Here is a 12,262-nt window from a genome sequence, read left to right as displayed (position 1 = left end):
CCCTCCCGCTGCGCGCCGAGCGCGTCGACCGCCCGGCTCCGCACGCCTCCCCGCCCGGGCACGACGGCAGGACCGACCCGGCGACCGTCCACGAGCGCGACGACCGGCCGGTCCCGTCCCGCTCCCGGCCCGAACTGCCGAAGAGGACGAACCAGGAATCCCTCGTCCCGCAGTTGCGCGAGGCGCCCGCCCCGCGCGTCGAGGACGAGCACGCCATCCACGACCCGGGGCTCATGGCGGCCTTCCGGCGCGGCGTCGATCTCGCCGAGGCCCGGACCGCCCAGGAGGAGAGCCCCGACGGCGGACACGGGGGCCCCGGCCGCAGGGGGACCGGGGGGCAGACCGCGCTCGACGCCCCGCTGGAGTCCCTCTCGCCCCTTCCCGTACGCGGAGCCACCACCCCGCCGGACCTCCCCGGCCGGCCCGACCGACCAGCCCCGTCCGACCTCCCCGGCCCGGCCGTCGCGTCGCGGCCGGACCACCCACTGCCCGCGGCCGGCCCGCCCGTACCGGACAGCTACCCGCCCGACGCGTATCCGCACGACAGCCCCGCGTACCAGCGCGGCACCTACGCCGAGAGGGCCCACGACCGCGAACCGGGCGAGCCCGGAGCGTTCCCCGCGGATCCCTTCCTGCCGGGCCGGACCGTCCCGGAACCCCGCAAAGACACCACCTTCAAGGAGCAGACACCATGACGACCGATATGCCGTCCGGTCAGGTCTCGGACCTGGACTGGCTGCTGAGCGGACTGGTACAACGCGTGCCCTATACACGCAGCGCGGTCCTGCTCTCCGCCGACGGGCTGGTGAAATCCGTGCACGGCATGGACCCCGACAGCGCCGACCACATGGCGGCCCTGGCGGCCGGCCTGTACTCGCTGGGCCGCAGCGCCGGGGCCCGCTTCGGCGACAACGGGGACGTACGACAGGTGGTCGTCGAACTGGACTCCACGCTCCTGTTCGTCTCCACCGCGGGATCCGGCACCTGTCTCGCCGTCCTCTCGGGGCGCGAGGCGGACGCCGCGGTGCTCGGCTACGAGATGGCGATGCTGGTCAAGAGCGTCCGCCCCTATCTGACGACCCCGCTGCGACAGCCGGCCGGGGCGCCGTTCCCTCCGGGGCGCTGAGGATGCCGGCCCCGCAGGACGGGCCCCTGCTCGACGACGCGGCAGGCCGGCTGATCCGCCCGTACACGATCAGCAACGGCCGCACCCGGCCGTCCACCGCGTTCGACCTGTTGTCCCTGATCATGGCCACGGGCATCGAGCCGGACATTCCGCTCGGCCCGGAGCACGCGGTGGCCCTCGGCATGTGTGAAGGGCCGATGTCCGTCGCCGAGATCGCCGCGCACCTCCGGCTGCCCGCGGGCGTCGCCAAGGTCATCCTCTCGGACCTGGTCGCCTGCGGCGCGGTCACCGCGCACGCTCCCGCTTTCCACGACATGCCCACCGACCGATCCCTGCTGGAGGCAGTGCTCGATGGTTTACGACGACAGCTCTGACCGCACCCGGACCTCCGAGTTCTTCCCCGTGGCACTCAAGGTCCTGGTCGCCGGTGGATTCGGTGTCGGCAAGACGACGTTCGTGGGCGCGGTCAGCGAGATCGCCCCGCTGAGCACCGAGGAACTGCTGACCCAGGTCAGCGTGGGGACGGACGATCTGGAGGGCGTCGAGTCCAAGACGGCCACCACCGTCGCCATGGACTTCGGCCGCATCACCCTCTCCGAGCAACATGTGCTCTATCTGTTCGGCACACCGGGCCAGGAACGCTTCTGGTTCATGTGGGACGAACTCTCCCAGGGCGCCCTCGGGGCCGTGGTGCTGGCCGACACCCGGCGCCTCGCCGAATGCTTTGCCGCGGTGGACTTCTTCGAACGGCGCGGCATCGGATTCATCGTCGCCGTCAACGAGTTCGACGGCGCCTACCGCTACGAGCCGGACGAGGTCCGCGCCGCGCTCGACCTGAGGCCCGAGGTGCCCGTCGTCCTGTGCGACGCCCGGATCGCCAGCTCCGGCACGGGCGCGCTCGTCACCCTCGTACAACACCTCATCAACGCCACCACGGCGCCCGCCCCACTGCAGACCTTCGGAGCCCACCCGTGACATCCTTCGCCACCGGCCGGATGCTCCTGACGCCCACCGACCGGCACGGACCGGCCCGAGCACAGCGGCTGCGCGAGCTGGATCTCGGCGAACGCCCCGACGCCTCCTACGACAACTTCGACGCCTTCGCCGACAAGGTGGCCGAAGTCACCGCCACGCCCTTCTCGATGGTCAACTTCATCGACGAGAACCGGCAGTTCTTCGCGGGACTCCACACGCCGACGGGCAACCGGGGCGGCCAGGACCTCGGTTCGGCCGCGGCGCGCAGCAACCGCAGCAGCCGGTACATGGCCCGCGACCACGGCTACTGCCCGCACGTCCTCGTCCGTCGCAAGGCCCTCGTCCTGGACGACGTCTGCGACTACCCGCGGTTCGCGGGCAATCCGGTGGTGGACGACATAGGCATCCGCTCCTACCTCGGGGCGCCGCTGATCGACCGCACCGGCATCGCGCTGGGCACCGTCTGTGCCGTCGACACGGTGTCGCGCCCCTGGGGGCGGGCCGGGCTCGACACCATCAAGTCACTCGCCCATGAACTCGTCCGACAGATCGACGACCGGGAGGGCCATCACCCTCTCTGACGCCACCTCCTCTGCAGGCGGTGCTGTGCTCAACTCCCGGGCGGCGCACCGGTACTGCCCCGAAGGACCACCTTTCCCCCGATCCGCAGCACCCGGGAGCGCCCCGCCCCCGACGGTGTCCGCAACGCGAGAGCGATCACCTGCTCGCCCATCTCCGTGAGCGGCAGCGCCACCGTGGTCAGCGGCGGCGACACCTCACGTACGACGGGGATGTCGTCGAACCCCGCGAGCGACATGTCCTCCGGGACGCGTACGCCGGCCTCCCGCAGAGCGGCGAGCGCGCCGACGGCCATCACATCGGTCACCGCGAACACACAGGTCGGCCGCGAGCCCCCGGAGGCCAGCAGCTGCCGTGCCGCCGCGTGCCCGCCCTCCCGGGTGAACGCGCCCCGCACCACCCGCTCCAGGGTGATGCCCGCCTTGCTGAGCCCCTCGCGGAACCCCGCCAACCGGTCGGCCACCGTGGTCAGTTCGGGAGGCCCGCTCAGCACCGCGAAGTCCCGGTGCCCCAGCGCCACCAGCGAGGCCGCGAGCGCCGCCGCACCCGCCCTGTTCTCCGGCTGCACGGTGTCCACCCGCATGCTCCGGTGGCGGCTGACCACCGCGACCCGGCCGCCGGCCCGGACGTACGGCTCCAGCTCCGCGGCCATCGCCCGCTCCCAGGCGCGGTCCTGGAAACCGGAGCCGATCAGCAGGATGGCCCGGGCCCGCTGGGCCCGCAGCATCGAGACGTACGCGATCTCCCGGGCGGGTTCGCGAAAGGTGGAGGCCAGCATCACCAGCAGGTCCTGCTCGGCGGCGGCGCGCATCACTCCGCCGGCGATGCCCGCGAAGTAGGGGTCGCCGACGTCGTGGCAGATCAGCCCGACCGTACGGGTGCCCTCGGGGCTCGCGAGGGCCTGGGCGTGGGCGTTGGGGATGTAGCCGAGGAGGTCCGCCGCCGCCCGGACCCGCTCGCGCAGGTCGTCGCGGACCCGGGTGGTGCCGTTCAGTGCCCGGGACGCGGTGGCGAGCGAGACGCCCGCCTCGCGCGCCACCGCGTCGAGCGTCACATGGGCGGCGGGGGCCCGGCGTCGCGTATCGGGGTGGACCGGTGTACCAGAAAGCGCTTTCTGAAAGCGCCTTCACGGTCAGGGCCCGCAGCATCGCAGCATTGCACAGGTCTCCACAACTGCCCCCGAAGTCCAGGGAGTTCACCGTGAGCCAGAGCGCGTTGGCCAAGCGCCCCGCCGATGTGGCGGGGGTCGCCCGCAGGGACGGCCCCACGACCGGGGAGCGGCTCGCCCGCGCGGCGGAGCAGAGCTGGCGGCCCCTCGCCCTGCTGCTGGCCGCCCTGGTGGCCTGGTGGGTGATCGCGGCCGCCGAGCTGATCGAGCCCTACCTCGTGCCGTCGCCCGGCGCCACGCTGGACGTCCTGACCTCGAAGACCGGGTACCTCTGGCAGCACACCTGGGTGACGACGTACGAGACGCTCCTCGGCTTCGTCATCGCGGTCGCCGTCGGCGTGCTCGCCGCGGTGGTGATGGTCTACTCCTCGACGGTGGAGCACGCTCTACCCGATCCTGCTCTTCGCCCAGGTCGTGCCGAAGATCGCCATCGCCCCGCTGTTCGTGGTGTGGCTCGGGTTCGGTATCGCCCCCAAGATCCTCATCGCCGTCCTCATCGCCTTCTTCCCGGTGGTGATCTCGATGGTCACCGGACTCAAGGCGGTCGACCCCGAGATGCTCCAACTGTCGGCCACCATGGGGGCGAAGCCCTGGCAGACCTTCGTGAAGATCCGGTTCCCGGCCTCGCTGCCGCACCTGTTCTCCGGGCTCAAGGTGGCCGTCACCCTCGCGGTGACCGGTGCGGTCGTCGGCGAGTTCGTCGGGGCGAACGAAGGACTCGGCTACGTCATCCTCCAGGCCAACGGCAACCTCGACACCCCGATGCTCTTCGCGGGGCTGCTGGTGATGTCGCTGATCGGCGTCGTGCTGTTCGTCATCGTCGAGATCGCCGAGAAGCTGCTCCTGCCGTGGCACGCCAGCCGGCGTGAGTCCTCGGCCACCACCACGTTCTGAATCCCCGTCGCGAGAAGGGCCAGCCCATGCATGCGCGCAGACTCCTGATCGGTGTCGTACCCCTCGCCCTGGTGGCCGCCACCGCCTGCGGCGGCGAGGAGACGTCGACCAGCACCAGTGACTCCGGCAAGAAGCTGGACAAGGTCACCCTGACGCTCAACTGGTATCCGTACGGCGAACACGCGCCGTTCTACTACGGCAAGCAGCAGAAGATCTTCGAGAAGCACGGCATCGACCTGGACATCCGGGCGGGCCAGGGCTCCCAGAAGACGGTCCAGGCGACGGCCGCCGGGCAGACCGACTTCGGCTGGGCCGACACCCCGGCCCTGCTCGCCGGCGTCGACCAGGGCGTCAAGGTGAAGAGCCTCGGCGTCTTCCTCCAGACCACCCCGGCCTCCGTACAGTCCTTCGACGCCAAGGGCATCGACGGGCCGGCCGATCTGAAGGGGCGGACGATCGCCGGGACGGCCGGGGACGCGCTGTCCAAGACCTTCCCGATCTTCCTGAAGAAGAACGGCATCGGGGAATCGGACGTCACCGTCCAGAACACCGACCCGGCGGGCAAGATCGCCGCGGTGATCTCGGGGAAGACCGACGGGCTGCTCGGCTACGCGAGCGACCAGGGCCCGATCATGCGGGACAAGGCCAAGAAACCGGTCTCGTACCTCCGGTTCTCCGAACACGGACTGAACTTCTACTCCAACGGGCTGCTCGCCGGGCAGAAGATCCTCGGCTCGAAGCCGGAGGTGGCGGAGCGCATGGTGAAGGCGGCCAGCGAGGCGTGGGCGGCCGCCGAGAAGGCGCCCGAGCCGGCCGTGGCGGCGATGGAAGGAGCCTCCGAGCAACTACCGCCGAAGGCGGTGCTGTCCGAGCAGTTCGCGACGACGCTGACCCTGCTCCACACGGCGGCGACCGAGGGCAAGGCGCCCGGCGTCAACACCGAGGCGGACTGGCAGCAGACCATCGACGTCTTCGCCGAGGCCGGCATGGTCACGAAGCCGAAGGCCGTGGCGGATTACTGGGACACCGAGAAGGCGCTGAAGGGATGACGATGCAGAAGCAGCAGACGACGCCTCGCGCCGGGGCGGCCGCGGGGGCGGGCCCCGCGGCGGCGGTCCGGCTCGCGGACGTGTCGGTCCGCTTCCGCAGCAAGAAGCGCGACGTCACCGCGATCGGCGATGTGTCGCTGGACGTGGCGCCGGGCGAGTTCGTCGCCATCGTCGGACCGTCGGGGTGCGGCAAGTCCACCCTCCTCAAGCTGGTGGCCGGCCTGCTCACCGCCTCCTCGGGGGACGTCCTGCTCGGCGGCGAGCGCGTCACCGGGGCCCGGCACGACATCGGTTACGTCTTCCAGCGCGCGGCCCTGCTGGAATGGCGCTCGGCGCTGCGCAACATCCTGCTCCAGGCGGAGATCCGCCACATGGAGCCGGCGGTGGCGCGCGGCCGGGCCGACGAGCTGATCCGGATGACCGGCCTGACCGGCTTCGAGGACGCCTACCCGCACGAGCTCTCCGGTGGCATGCAGCAACGCGTCGCGCTCTGCCGGGCGTTGCTGCACGAACCGCCGGTCCTCCTGATGGACGAACCGTTCGGCGCGCTCGACGCCCTCACCCGCGAGCAGATGAACACCGAGCTGAACCGGATCTGGCGGACCACCGGCACCACGGTCCTTCTGGTCACCCACTCCATCTCGGAGGCCGTCTACCTGGCCGACCGAGTCGTGGTGATGAGCCCGCGCCCCGGCACCGTCACGGAGATCATCGAGGTGGCTCTGCCCGCCGAACGCGACTACAGCGAGACGCTGGGCCGCCCGGAGTTCCGTGCCGCGGCGGCGCACATCCGGGATCTGCTGGGCGCGGTGTCCGCGCAGGACTGAGAGGGACGAAGGGCGACAGGAAGCGGTACGTGCCGGGCAGGCCTCCTGCCCGGCACGGTCGCGTTACGGGTGCCGGGGTGCGTCGCCCCCCTCGGCAGGCCTACGGCTGCCGCACCGCTTCGGCCTCGAGGCCGGCCGCGCGAAGCCTCCGCGCCAGCAGTTCGATCTCGGGCCCGGTGCCGTGGTGGCCGCCGTCGAGTATCCGCTCCAGCAACGCCCGCGCCTGGGGGAGCGTCCGCCCGCCGTCGGTCCGCAGGGCGCGGAGGACCGGCAGCCGCCGGGCCGGGGCTTCCACCAGGACCAGTCGGGCCGCGCCGTGCTCGGCGAGCATGCGGGCACGCAGGTGATCGGGGAGTTCGCCGTCGCACACCAGCACCGTCGAGTCGCAGCGGGAGCACTGGTGCTCCTCGTCCCACCACACGCGGTCGTCCCTCACGGCCTGCGTCCCCGAACAGCGCAGATCCGCCCCGCAGGTCTCGCAGGGGACCGACCAGGAGACCGTGGCGATGTCCATCTCGGGGCCCCTCCCGGTAGCGGGACTCGGTAGCGTCAAGGAGGCTCATTATGGGCGCTCGTGGTGCTGGCCCGGAACGCGGTCCGGCCCCGGGCGCCGAACCGCGCACCCGGGGCCGGACCTCCCGCACCGCCGTTCAGTAGCGCAGCCGGGACAGATACCGATAGCTGGCCCGCGCCGAGGCGAACGGATCGGCCGGGGCGTCGTGCTCCACCAGCCACTGCTTCACCCCGCCCTGCCGCGCGGTGTCGAACATCGCCGGGAAGTCCAGGATCCCCGACCCGACGTCCGCGAAGTCCCCGTTCGGCGCCATGTCCTTCACATGGAGCGCGGGGAAGCGGCCCCGGTGCCGGACGAACAGGTCGCCCGGGTCGGAGGAGCCGCCGTCGGCCGCCCAGTACAGGTCCAGCTCGAAGCCGACCAGCTCCGGATCGGTCTCGTTCAGCAGGATGTCGTACAGGCTGACGCCGTCCACCACTTCGTGGTCGCCGCCGTGATTGTGGTAGAGCAGCTTCAGCCCCGACTCCCTGGCGGCCAGCCCCGCCCGGTTGAACTGCCGTGCCACCTCCCGGTATCCGTCCGGCGAGTGCAGCGAACCCGGCAGGCTCGGCACCACGATCCACTTGCCGCCCAGCGTGTGGACGTCCTCCAGCGCCTGCGGCAGTCCGGAGCCCGTCACGGTGGTGTAGCCGACGTGCTCCAGCACCGCCTTGAGCCGGGTCCGGTCCAGCATCCGCCGTATCCCGGCAGGGGAGTTGCCGTACCGGCCGCTGACGCCGACCGTCGCGTACCCGATCTCCGCGAGCTGCTCCAGCGTCCCCGCGAAGTCCGCCGCGAGCGGCGTCCGCATGGTGTACAGGTGCATCCCGATCCCCGACGGGGGGATACGCCGGCCGGCCGCGGCGGCCGGGGCCGCGCCCAGGCCGACGGCGGCCACCGCCCCCAACGCCGTTCCGAGAATGGCTCTCCGGGCTTCGTTCGTGCGCTGCCTTCCCATGGGACTCCTCACTTCACATCGATGCGGACGGCGCCGGTACTCGTGTCGCCCTTGTCGTCGGTGACCGTCAGACGCGCGGTGTAGGCGCCCTTGCGGTCGTAGGTGTGCGTCGCCGACGCGCCCTCGGGCCCGGACGGCTTCACGTTGTCGCCGAAGTCCCAGTGGTAGGAGGCGATCGAGCGGCCCCGCGCGGGCTTGACCGTGCTGCTCAGCGACACGGTGAGGGGAGCGGTCCCGGACGCGGGCCCGGCCTCCACCGTCACCTTGGTCCCGCCCTTCTTCTCCACGCCGGGACCGTTGAAGTGCAGCCAGTCGACCGAGAGCAGATCGGCCTTGCCGGGAGCCCAGTCCGGGTTGGTGAAGACGGCGTACAGCGTGGTCGTGCCGCCCGGGTTCCTGAGCTTCGTCGTCGGGGAGATCAGCTTCTCGTAGCCCCCGGTGTTCGGGATCTCCACCGAGCCCAGCAGCGCGCCGGTGGGGGAGCCGGCCCGGAACTCCACCGTGCCGCCGAGCCCGCCGGACGACGCGCCGACCGTCACCGAGTCGACACCCTTGAGGTTCACCGGGTCGAAGCCGACCCAGTCGCCGTCCTCGATCTCGATCAGCCGCTTCCCGCCGGATGCTTCGGACCGGCTGCCGATGTCCACACCGCCGCCCGCGCCGCCCGTCGCCGTGCGGTGCTCGGCCTCACGGAAGGAGGTTCGCAGGGTCAGCGAGGTGGAGCCCGTCAGCGCCGGGGCATCGGCAGCGCCCTTGTCCTCGTACTGTGCGGTGATCCCGTAGTAGAGGTTCTGTCCCGGACCGTGGCTGTCCCCGGCGTCGGTGACGATCTCGCCCGCGCATCCGGTGTAGTTGTCCAGCGGATGCAGATGGGTGTCATGGCCGAGCTGCGACTGCACCACGACCCGCGAGCAGTCGATCGGACCGCTCCGACCGTCCTCCTGGTCGATCACCTTCACCGTGAACGGGATCGTGTCCCCGAAGCCGAACATCCCGCCGTCCGGCGGCTGCTGGATCGTCACCTCGGGCCGTGTGTTGCCCACCGTGATGTCCCGCACCGCGAGCGCCGTCAGCTCGTCGGGGCCGGTCACGGTCAGCCGTGCGGTGTGCAGTCCCTTGGCGGTGTACGTGTGTGTGGGGTCGGCCTCGGTCGAGTCCGTGGTGCCGTCACCGTCGAAGTCCCAGGCGTAGCCGACCGGTTGATCGCCCGGCAGGCCGGAGCCCTCGCTGGAGAACTTCACGGTCAGCGGGGCCGTTCCGCTGTCCCGGTCGACGGAGATCTTGGCGTCGGGCAGCCGGCCGTCACCGACGTAGTCGATCCGGTAGATGCCCGCGCCCTCGTTGCTGCCGCCGCGGCCGGTACCGCTGCCGAGACCGAAGTCGATGACGTACATCGCTCCGTCGGGGCCGAAGTCCGCGTCGAAGGGCTGGTTCCACTCCATGTCCTCGAAGATGCCGTTGATCGACTGGAGGTCCCCCGCCCTCACGGGGTCGAACCGGGGATCGGTGAAGGTCTGGTCCTCGCTCTGGAACGAGAACGTCTTGAACCAGCGCCGGGTCAGCTCGTAGTTGAACGCCTTCCCCTCGAAGTACTCCGGGAACTTGGTCCGGTAGGTGTTGTCCGGGTCGTAGTCGTAGACCGGGCCGCCCATCGGGCCGCCCCCGCCGGTGCCCACCTCCGGGAACTCGGCCGAGGCGGAGTAGGCGTACCAGACCGTGGCAGGCTGGGCCGGCGGCAGCTCCCGCAGGCCGGTGTTGTTCGGCGAGTCGTTGACCAGCGCCGAGCAGTCGAACTTCGGCCCGGACGTCTTCGTCGTGAAGTCGTAGTCGTTGAACGGGGTGTTGTTCCCGACGCAGTACGGCCAGCCGAAGTTCCCCGCCTCCGTGATACGGGTGTACTCGACCGTGCCCTCCGGGCCGCGGTCCGCCTTCGCCTGACGGGCGTCGGGGCCGTAGTCCGCGACCATCAGGGCGCCGCTCAGCGGATCGGTGGTGATACGGAACGGGTTGCGCATGCCCATCGCGTAGATCTCGGACCGCGTCTTCTCCGTACCCGGGGCGAAGAGGTTCCCTTCGGGGACCGAGTACGTGCCGTCGTCCTCGGGCGTGATCCGCAGGATCTTGCCGCGCAGGTCGTTGGTGTTGCCCGCGGTCATCTGCGCGTCCCAGGCGCGGCGGCCCTCGCCCTCGTCGATCGGCGTGAAGCCGTCCGAGGCGAACGGGTCGGTGTTGTCGCCGGTAGCCGCGTACAGGTTGCCGTCCTTGTCGAAGGCGAGCGAACCGGCCATGTGCGAGTTGGCCCGGCCCTCACCGCGCAGCGTCGGCACCGTCAGCAGCCGCTTCTCGGACGCCGGGTCGACGGTGTTGCCGTCCGCGGTGAAACGGGACAGGTTCAGCCTCTTCTCGACCTTGTCGGAGTACAGCAGGTAGAGCCAGTTGTTCTGCGCGAAGCCGGGGTCGAGTGTCAGCCCCAGCAGTCCGTCCGACTGGCTGGTCATCTTCGGGGTGTACGCGAAGTCCAGCGCGGTGGAGACCTTCATCGTCTCCTGATCGATCACCTTCAGCTTGCCGGTCCGCTGGGCGAAGAACACCCGGCGGTCGGGAGCGACGGCCAGCTCGAACGGGTCGGCCAGATCACTCGTGGCGAGCGGGGTCCGCTGGAACGACCCCGTGCGCGTCGCGGTGCAGTCGCCCTCCGCAGCGCCGGCCGCCCACTGGATGCCGCCGAGGAGGTGTTTGACGAACCCCTCCTCCTGGAAGGACGCCTTGTCGTGCCCGCCCGCGGTGAACCACGAGCGGCCCCCGTCGTAGTTCTTGCACCAGGAGAACGGGTGGTCCACGCCCTCGTCGAGCCCGTCGATCCCGTCGCGCACCTTGATCTGGGCGAGGGTGTGCACCTTGGACGTGGGGTTGGCGCGCCAGTTGTACCACTCCTCCTGGCGCTCCCAGAGGTCGGGAAGGTGCTGGGTCGAGGGGTGTGTGTGGTCGAGAACCTTGACCCGGCCGGTCTGGGGGCTGGGGTGTTTGTCGAAGATCGCGCCGACCAGCCCCCCGTACCACTCCCAGTCGCGTTCGCCGGCGGACGCGGAGTGCAGGCCCACCCAGCCGCCGCCCGCCCGGATGTACCGCTGGAGGGCGGCCCGCTCCTCCGCGTCGAGCAGGTCACCCGTCTCCGGGGTGGAGTTGGTGTTGTTGAAGACGACCGCCTGGAACCGGCCGAGGTCGGCGTCGTTGAAGACCGAGGAGTCGGCGGTGGCCTCCACCTCGAAGTCGTGCTCGGCCCCGAGCTTCCGCACCGCCTCGATCCCGGCCGGGATCGAGGGATGGTCGAAGTTGGTGACCTCGGAGTAGACGAGCACCCGGTACGAAGCTGCCGCCTGCGCGCCGGGCGGCGCCGCCACCAGGAGGGCGAGGACCAGCGCCAGGAGAGAGGTGAGGGAGATGAGGGGGGACGGGCCGCCGGGGGATCGGCCGACACGGCCGGCCCGGCTCAACGAACGGCGTCTCATGGGGCGCTCCCTGTGCGGTAGATGCCGACTGCAGGATGTGTAGAAAGCGCTTTCTGAAGTACGCCGTTCAGAGTAGGTTCAGCTCTCCGACGGGGTCAATGGGTCTGCAGGGCCCAGCGTGCGGGGCGGGGCGGGAGGCCCGGCCGCGCGTGGATGTCGGTGCCGGGCGTTACGGTCGAATCCCGGCGAGAAGCCGCCGGGGGCCCTGGAAACGGAGGCCCGGGATGCCCGCCGACGCCGCGATCACCGCCGCCGATGTCCGCTCGGCCGCTCTGTCCCTGCCCTCCACCACGGAGAAGCTCGCCTGGGGGCAGCCGACCTTCCGGGTGGCGGGCAAGATCTTCGCCTCGCTCGGCGACGACGAGACGGCGATGGGCGTGAAGTGCCCCCGGGAGGACCGTGCCGAGTTGATCGCCGCCGAGCCGGAGAAGTTCTTCATCCGTGAGGGGCACGACGACCACTACGCCTGGATGCGTGTCCGGCTGTCCGCCCTGGAGGACGCGGCTGAGCTGGCCGCCGTCCTCGCCGACTCCTGGCGGCAGGCCGCCCCGCGCCGGCTGGTGGCGGCGCACCCGGAGCTGGACGTGCCGGAGGGCGGGGCGGCGGGGGAGGGCGAGGGGTGAG

The 12,262-nt window shown here is 71.1% G+C and carries 11 protein-coding genes and 2 pseudogenes; 9 read left to right on the top strand and 4 right to left on the bottom strand.

Translation table 11 applies throughout. The features are described 5' to 3' along the window. The 5 genes and pseudogenes from CR470_RS29100 to CR470_RS29080 all read left to right on the top strand — a co-directional run. Positions 1-695: pseudogene (locus tag CR470_RS29100) on the top strand (ATP-binding protein); the annotation flags it as partial. Next, positions 692-1,126, top strand: coding sequence for a roadblock/LC7 domain-containing protein (locus CR470_RS29095; RefSeq protein WP_097870478.1), 435 nt, complete (start codon positions 692-694; stop codon positions 1,124-1,126). The pseudogene CR470_RS29100 and the gene CR470_RS29095, both read left to right, overlap by 4 nt. A gap of 2 nt (positions 1,127-1,128) precedes the next feature. Beyond that, positions 1,129-1,500 carry a DUF742 domain-containing protein gene (locus tag CR470_RS29090; RefSeq protein ID WP_097870477.1) on the top strand — a complete coding sequence of 124 codons (372 nt, stop codon included), beginning with the start codon at positions 1,129-1,131 and terminating at the stop codon, positions 1,498-1,500. Continuing rightward, positions 1,478-2,101 carry a GTP-binding protein gene (locus CR470_RS29085; protein WP_097870476.1) on the top strand — a complete coding sequence of 208 codons (624 nt, stop codon included), beginning with the start codon at positions 1,478-1,480 and terminating at the stop codon, positions 2,099-2,101. Before CR470_RS29090 ends, CR470_RS29085 begins: the two co-directional genes overlap by 23 nt. Then, complete coding sequence (locus tag CR470_RS29080; RefSeq protein WP_097870475.1) at positions 2,098-2,682, top strand: GAF domain-containing protein; 585 nt, start codon at positions 2,098-2,100, stop codon at positions 2,680-2,682. Before CR470_RS29085 ends, CR470_RS29080 begins: the two co-directional genes overlap by 4 nt. A 29-nt stretch (positions 2,683-2,711) precedes the next feature. Here the strand turns inward: CR470_RS29080 and CR470_RS29075 are convergent, their stop codons facing one another. After that, complete coding sequence (locus tag CR470_RS29075; RefSeq protein ID WP_097870474.1) at positions 2,712-3,734, bottom strand: LacI family DNA-binding transcriptional regulator; 1,023 nt, start codon at positions 3,732-3,734, stop codon at positions 2,712-2,714. A gap of 146 nt (positions 3,735-3,880) precedes the next feature. On the opposite strand from CR470_RS29075, the pseudogene CR470_RS29070 reads away from it, so the two are divergent. From CR470_RS29070 to CR470_RS29060, 3 genes and pseudogenes are all read left to right on the top strand, one after another. Further along, positions 3,881-4,742, top strand: a pseudogene (locus CR470_RS29070) (ABC transporter permease). A 26-nt stretch (positions 4,743-4,768) separates the two neighbouring features. Beyond that, complete coding sequence (locus CR470_RS29065; protein ID WP_097870473.1) at positions 4,769-5,791, top strand: ABC transporter substrate-binding protein; 1,023 nt, start codon at positions 4,769-4,771, stop codon at positions 5,789-5,791. Then, on the top strand, positions 5,788-6,618 hold the full coding sequence (locus CR470_RS29060) for an ABC transporter ATP-binding protein (RefSeq protein ID WP_097870472.1): 831 nt from the start codon (positions 5,788-5,790) through the stop codon (positions 6,616-6,618). Before CR470_RS29065 ends, CR470_RS29060 begins: the two co-directional genes overlap by 4 nt. 100 nt (positions 6,619-6,718) lie before the next feature. Here the strand turns inward: CR470_RS29060 and CR470_RS29055 are convergent, their stop codons facing one another. The 3 genes from CR470_RS29055 to CR470_RS29045 form a co-directional block, all read right to left on the bottom strand. After that, on the bottom strand, positions 6,719-7,132 hold the full coding sequence (locus CR470_RS29055; protein ID WP_097870471.1) for a hypothetical protein: 414 nt from the start codon (positions 7,130-7,132) through the stop codon (positions 6,719-6,721). A 136-nt stretch (positions 7,133-7,268) separates the two neighbouring features. After that, entirely contained in the window at positions 7,269-8,129 is an 861-nt protein-coding gene (locus CR470_RS29050) for a sugar phosphate isomerase/epimerase family protein (protein ID WP_179892401.1), read from the bottom strand. Positions 8,130-8,137: 8 nt separating this feature from the next. Next, positions 8,138-11,638, bottom strand: coding sequence for a ThuA domain-containing protein (locus CR470_RS29045; protein WP_097870470.1), 3,501 nt, complete (start codon positions 11,636-11,638; stop codon positions 8,138-8,140). A gap of 224 nt (positions 11,639-11,862) precedes the next feature. Between CR470_RS29045 and CR470_RS29040 the strand changes: the two genes are divergently transcribed. Beyond that, on the top strand, positions 11,863-12,261 hold the full coding sequence (locus tag CR470_RS29040; RefSeq protein WP_097870469.1) for an MmcQ/YjbR family DNA-binding protein: 399 nt from the start codon (positions 11,863-11,865) through the stop codon (positions 12,259-12,261). Position 12,262 lies beyond the last annotated feature (1 nt).

Source organism: Streptomyces sp. rh34, from assembly GCF_002551245.1.
GTDB lineage: Bacteria > Actinomycetota > Actinomycetes > Streptomycetales > Streptomycetaceae > Streptomyces.
This window is presented reverse-complemented; position numbering and strand designations above follow the sequence as displayed.

Bases quoted from the DNA above. Each gene is read 5' to 3' on its own strand.
- CR470_RS29095 (WP_097870478.1), top strand. From the start codon at position 692: ATGACGACCGATATGCCGTCCGGTCAGGTCTCGGACCTGGACTGGCTG.
- CR470_RS29090 (WP_097870477.1), top strand. From the start codon at position 1,129: ATGCCGGCCCCGCAGGACGGGCCCCTGCTCGACGACGCGGCAGGCCGG.
- CR470_RS29085 (WP_097870476.1), top strand. From the start codon at position 1,478: ATGGTTTACGACGACAGCTCTGACCGCACCCGGACCTCCGAGTTCTTC.
- CR470_RS29065 (WP_097870473.1), top strand. From the start codon at position 4,769: ATGCATGCGCGCAGACTCCTGATCGGTGTCGTACCCCTCGCCCTGGTG.
- CR470_RS29060 (WP_097870472.1), top strand. From the start codon at position 5,788: ATGACGATGCAGAAGCAGCAGACGACGCCTCGCGCCGGGGCGGCCGCG.
- CR470_RS29055 (WP_097870471.1), bottom strand. From the start codon at position 7,132: ATGGACATCGCCACGGTCTCCTGGTCGGTCCCCTGCGAGACCTGCGGG.
- CR470_RS29050 (WP_179892401.1), bottom strand. From the start codon at position 8,129: ATGGGAAGGCAGCGCACGAACGAAGCCCGGAGAGCCATTCTCGGAACG.
- CR470_RS29045 (WP_097870470.1), bottom strand. From the start codon at position 11,638: ATGAGACGCCGTTCGTTGAGCCGGGCCGGCCGTGTCGGCCGATCCCCC.
- CR470_RS29040 (WP_097870469.1), top strand. From the start codon at position 11,863: ATGCCCGCCGACGCCGCGATCACCGCCGCCGATGTCCGCTCGGCCGCT.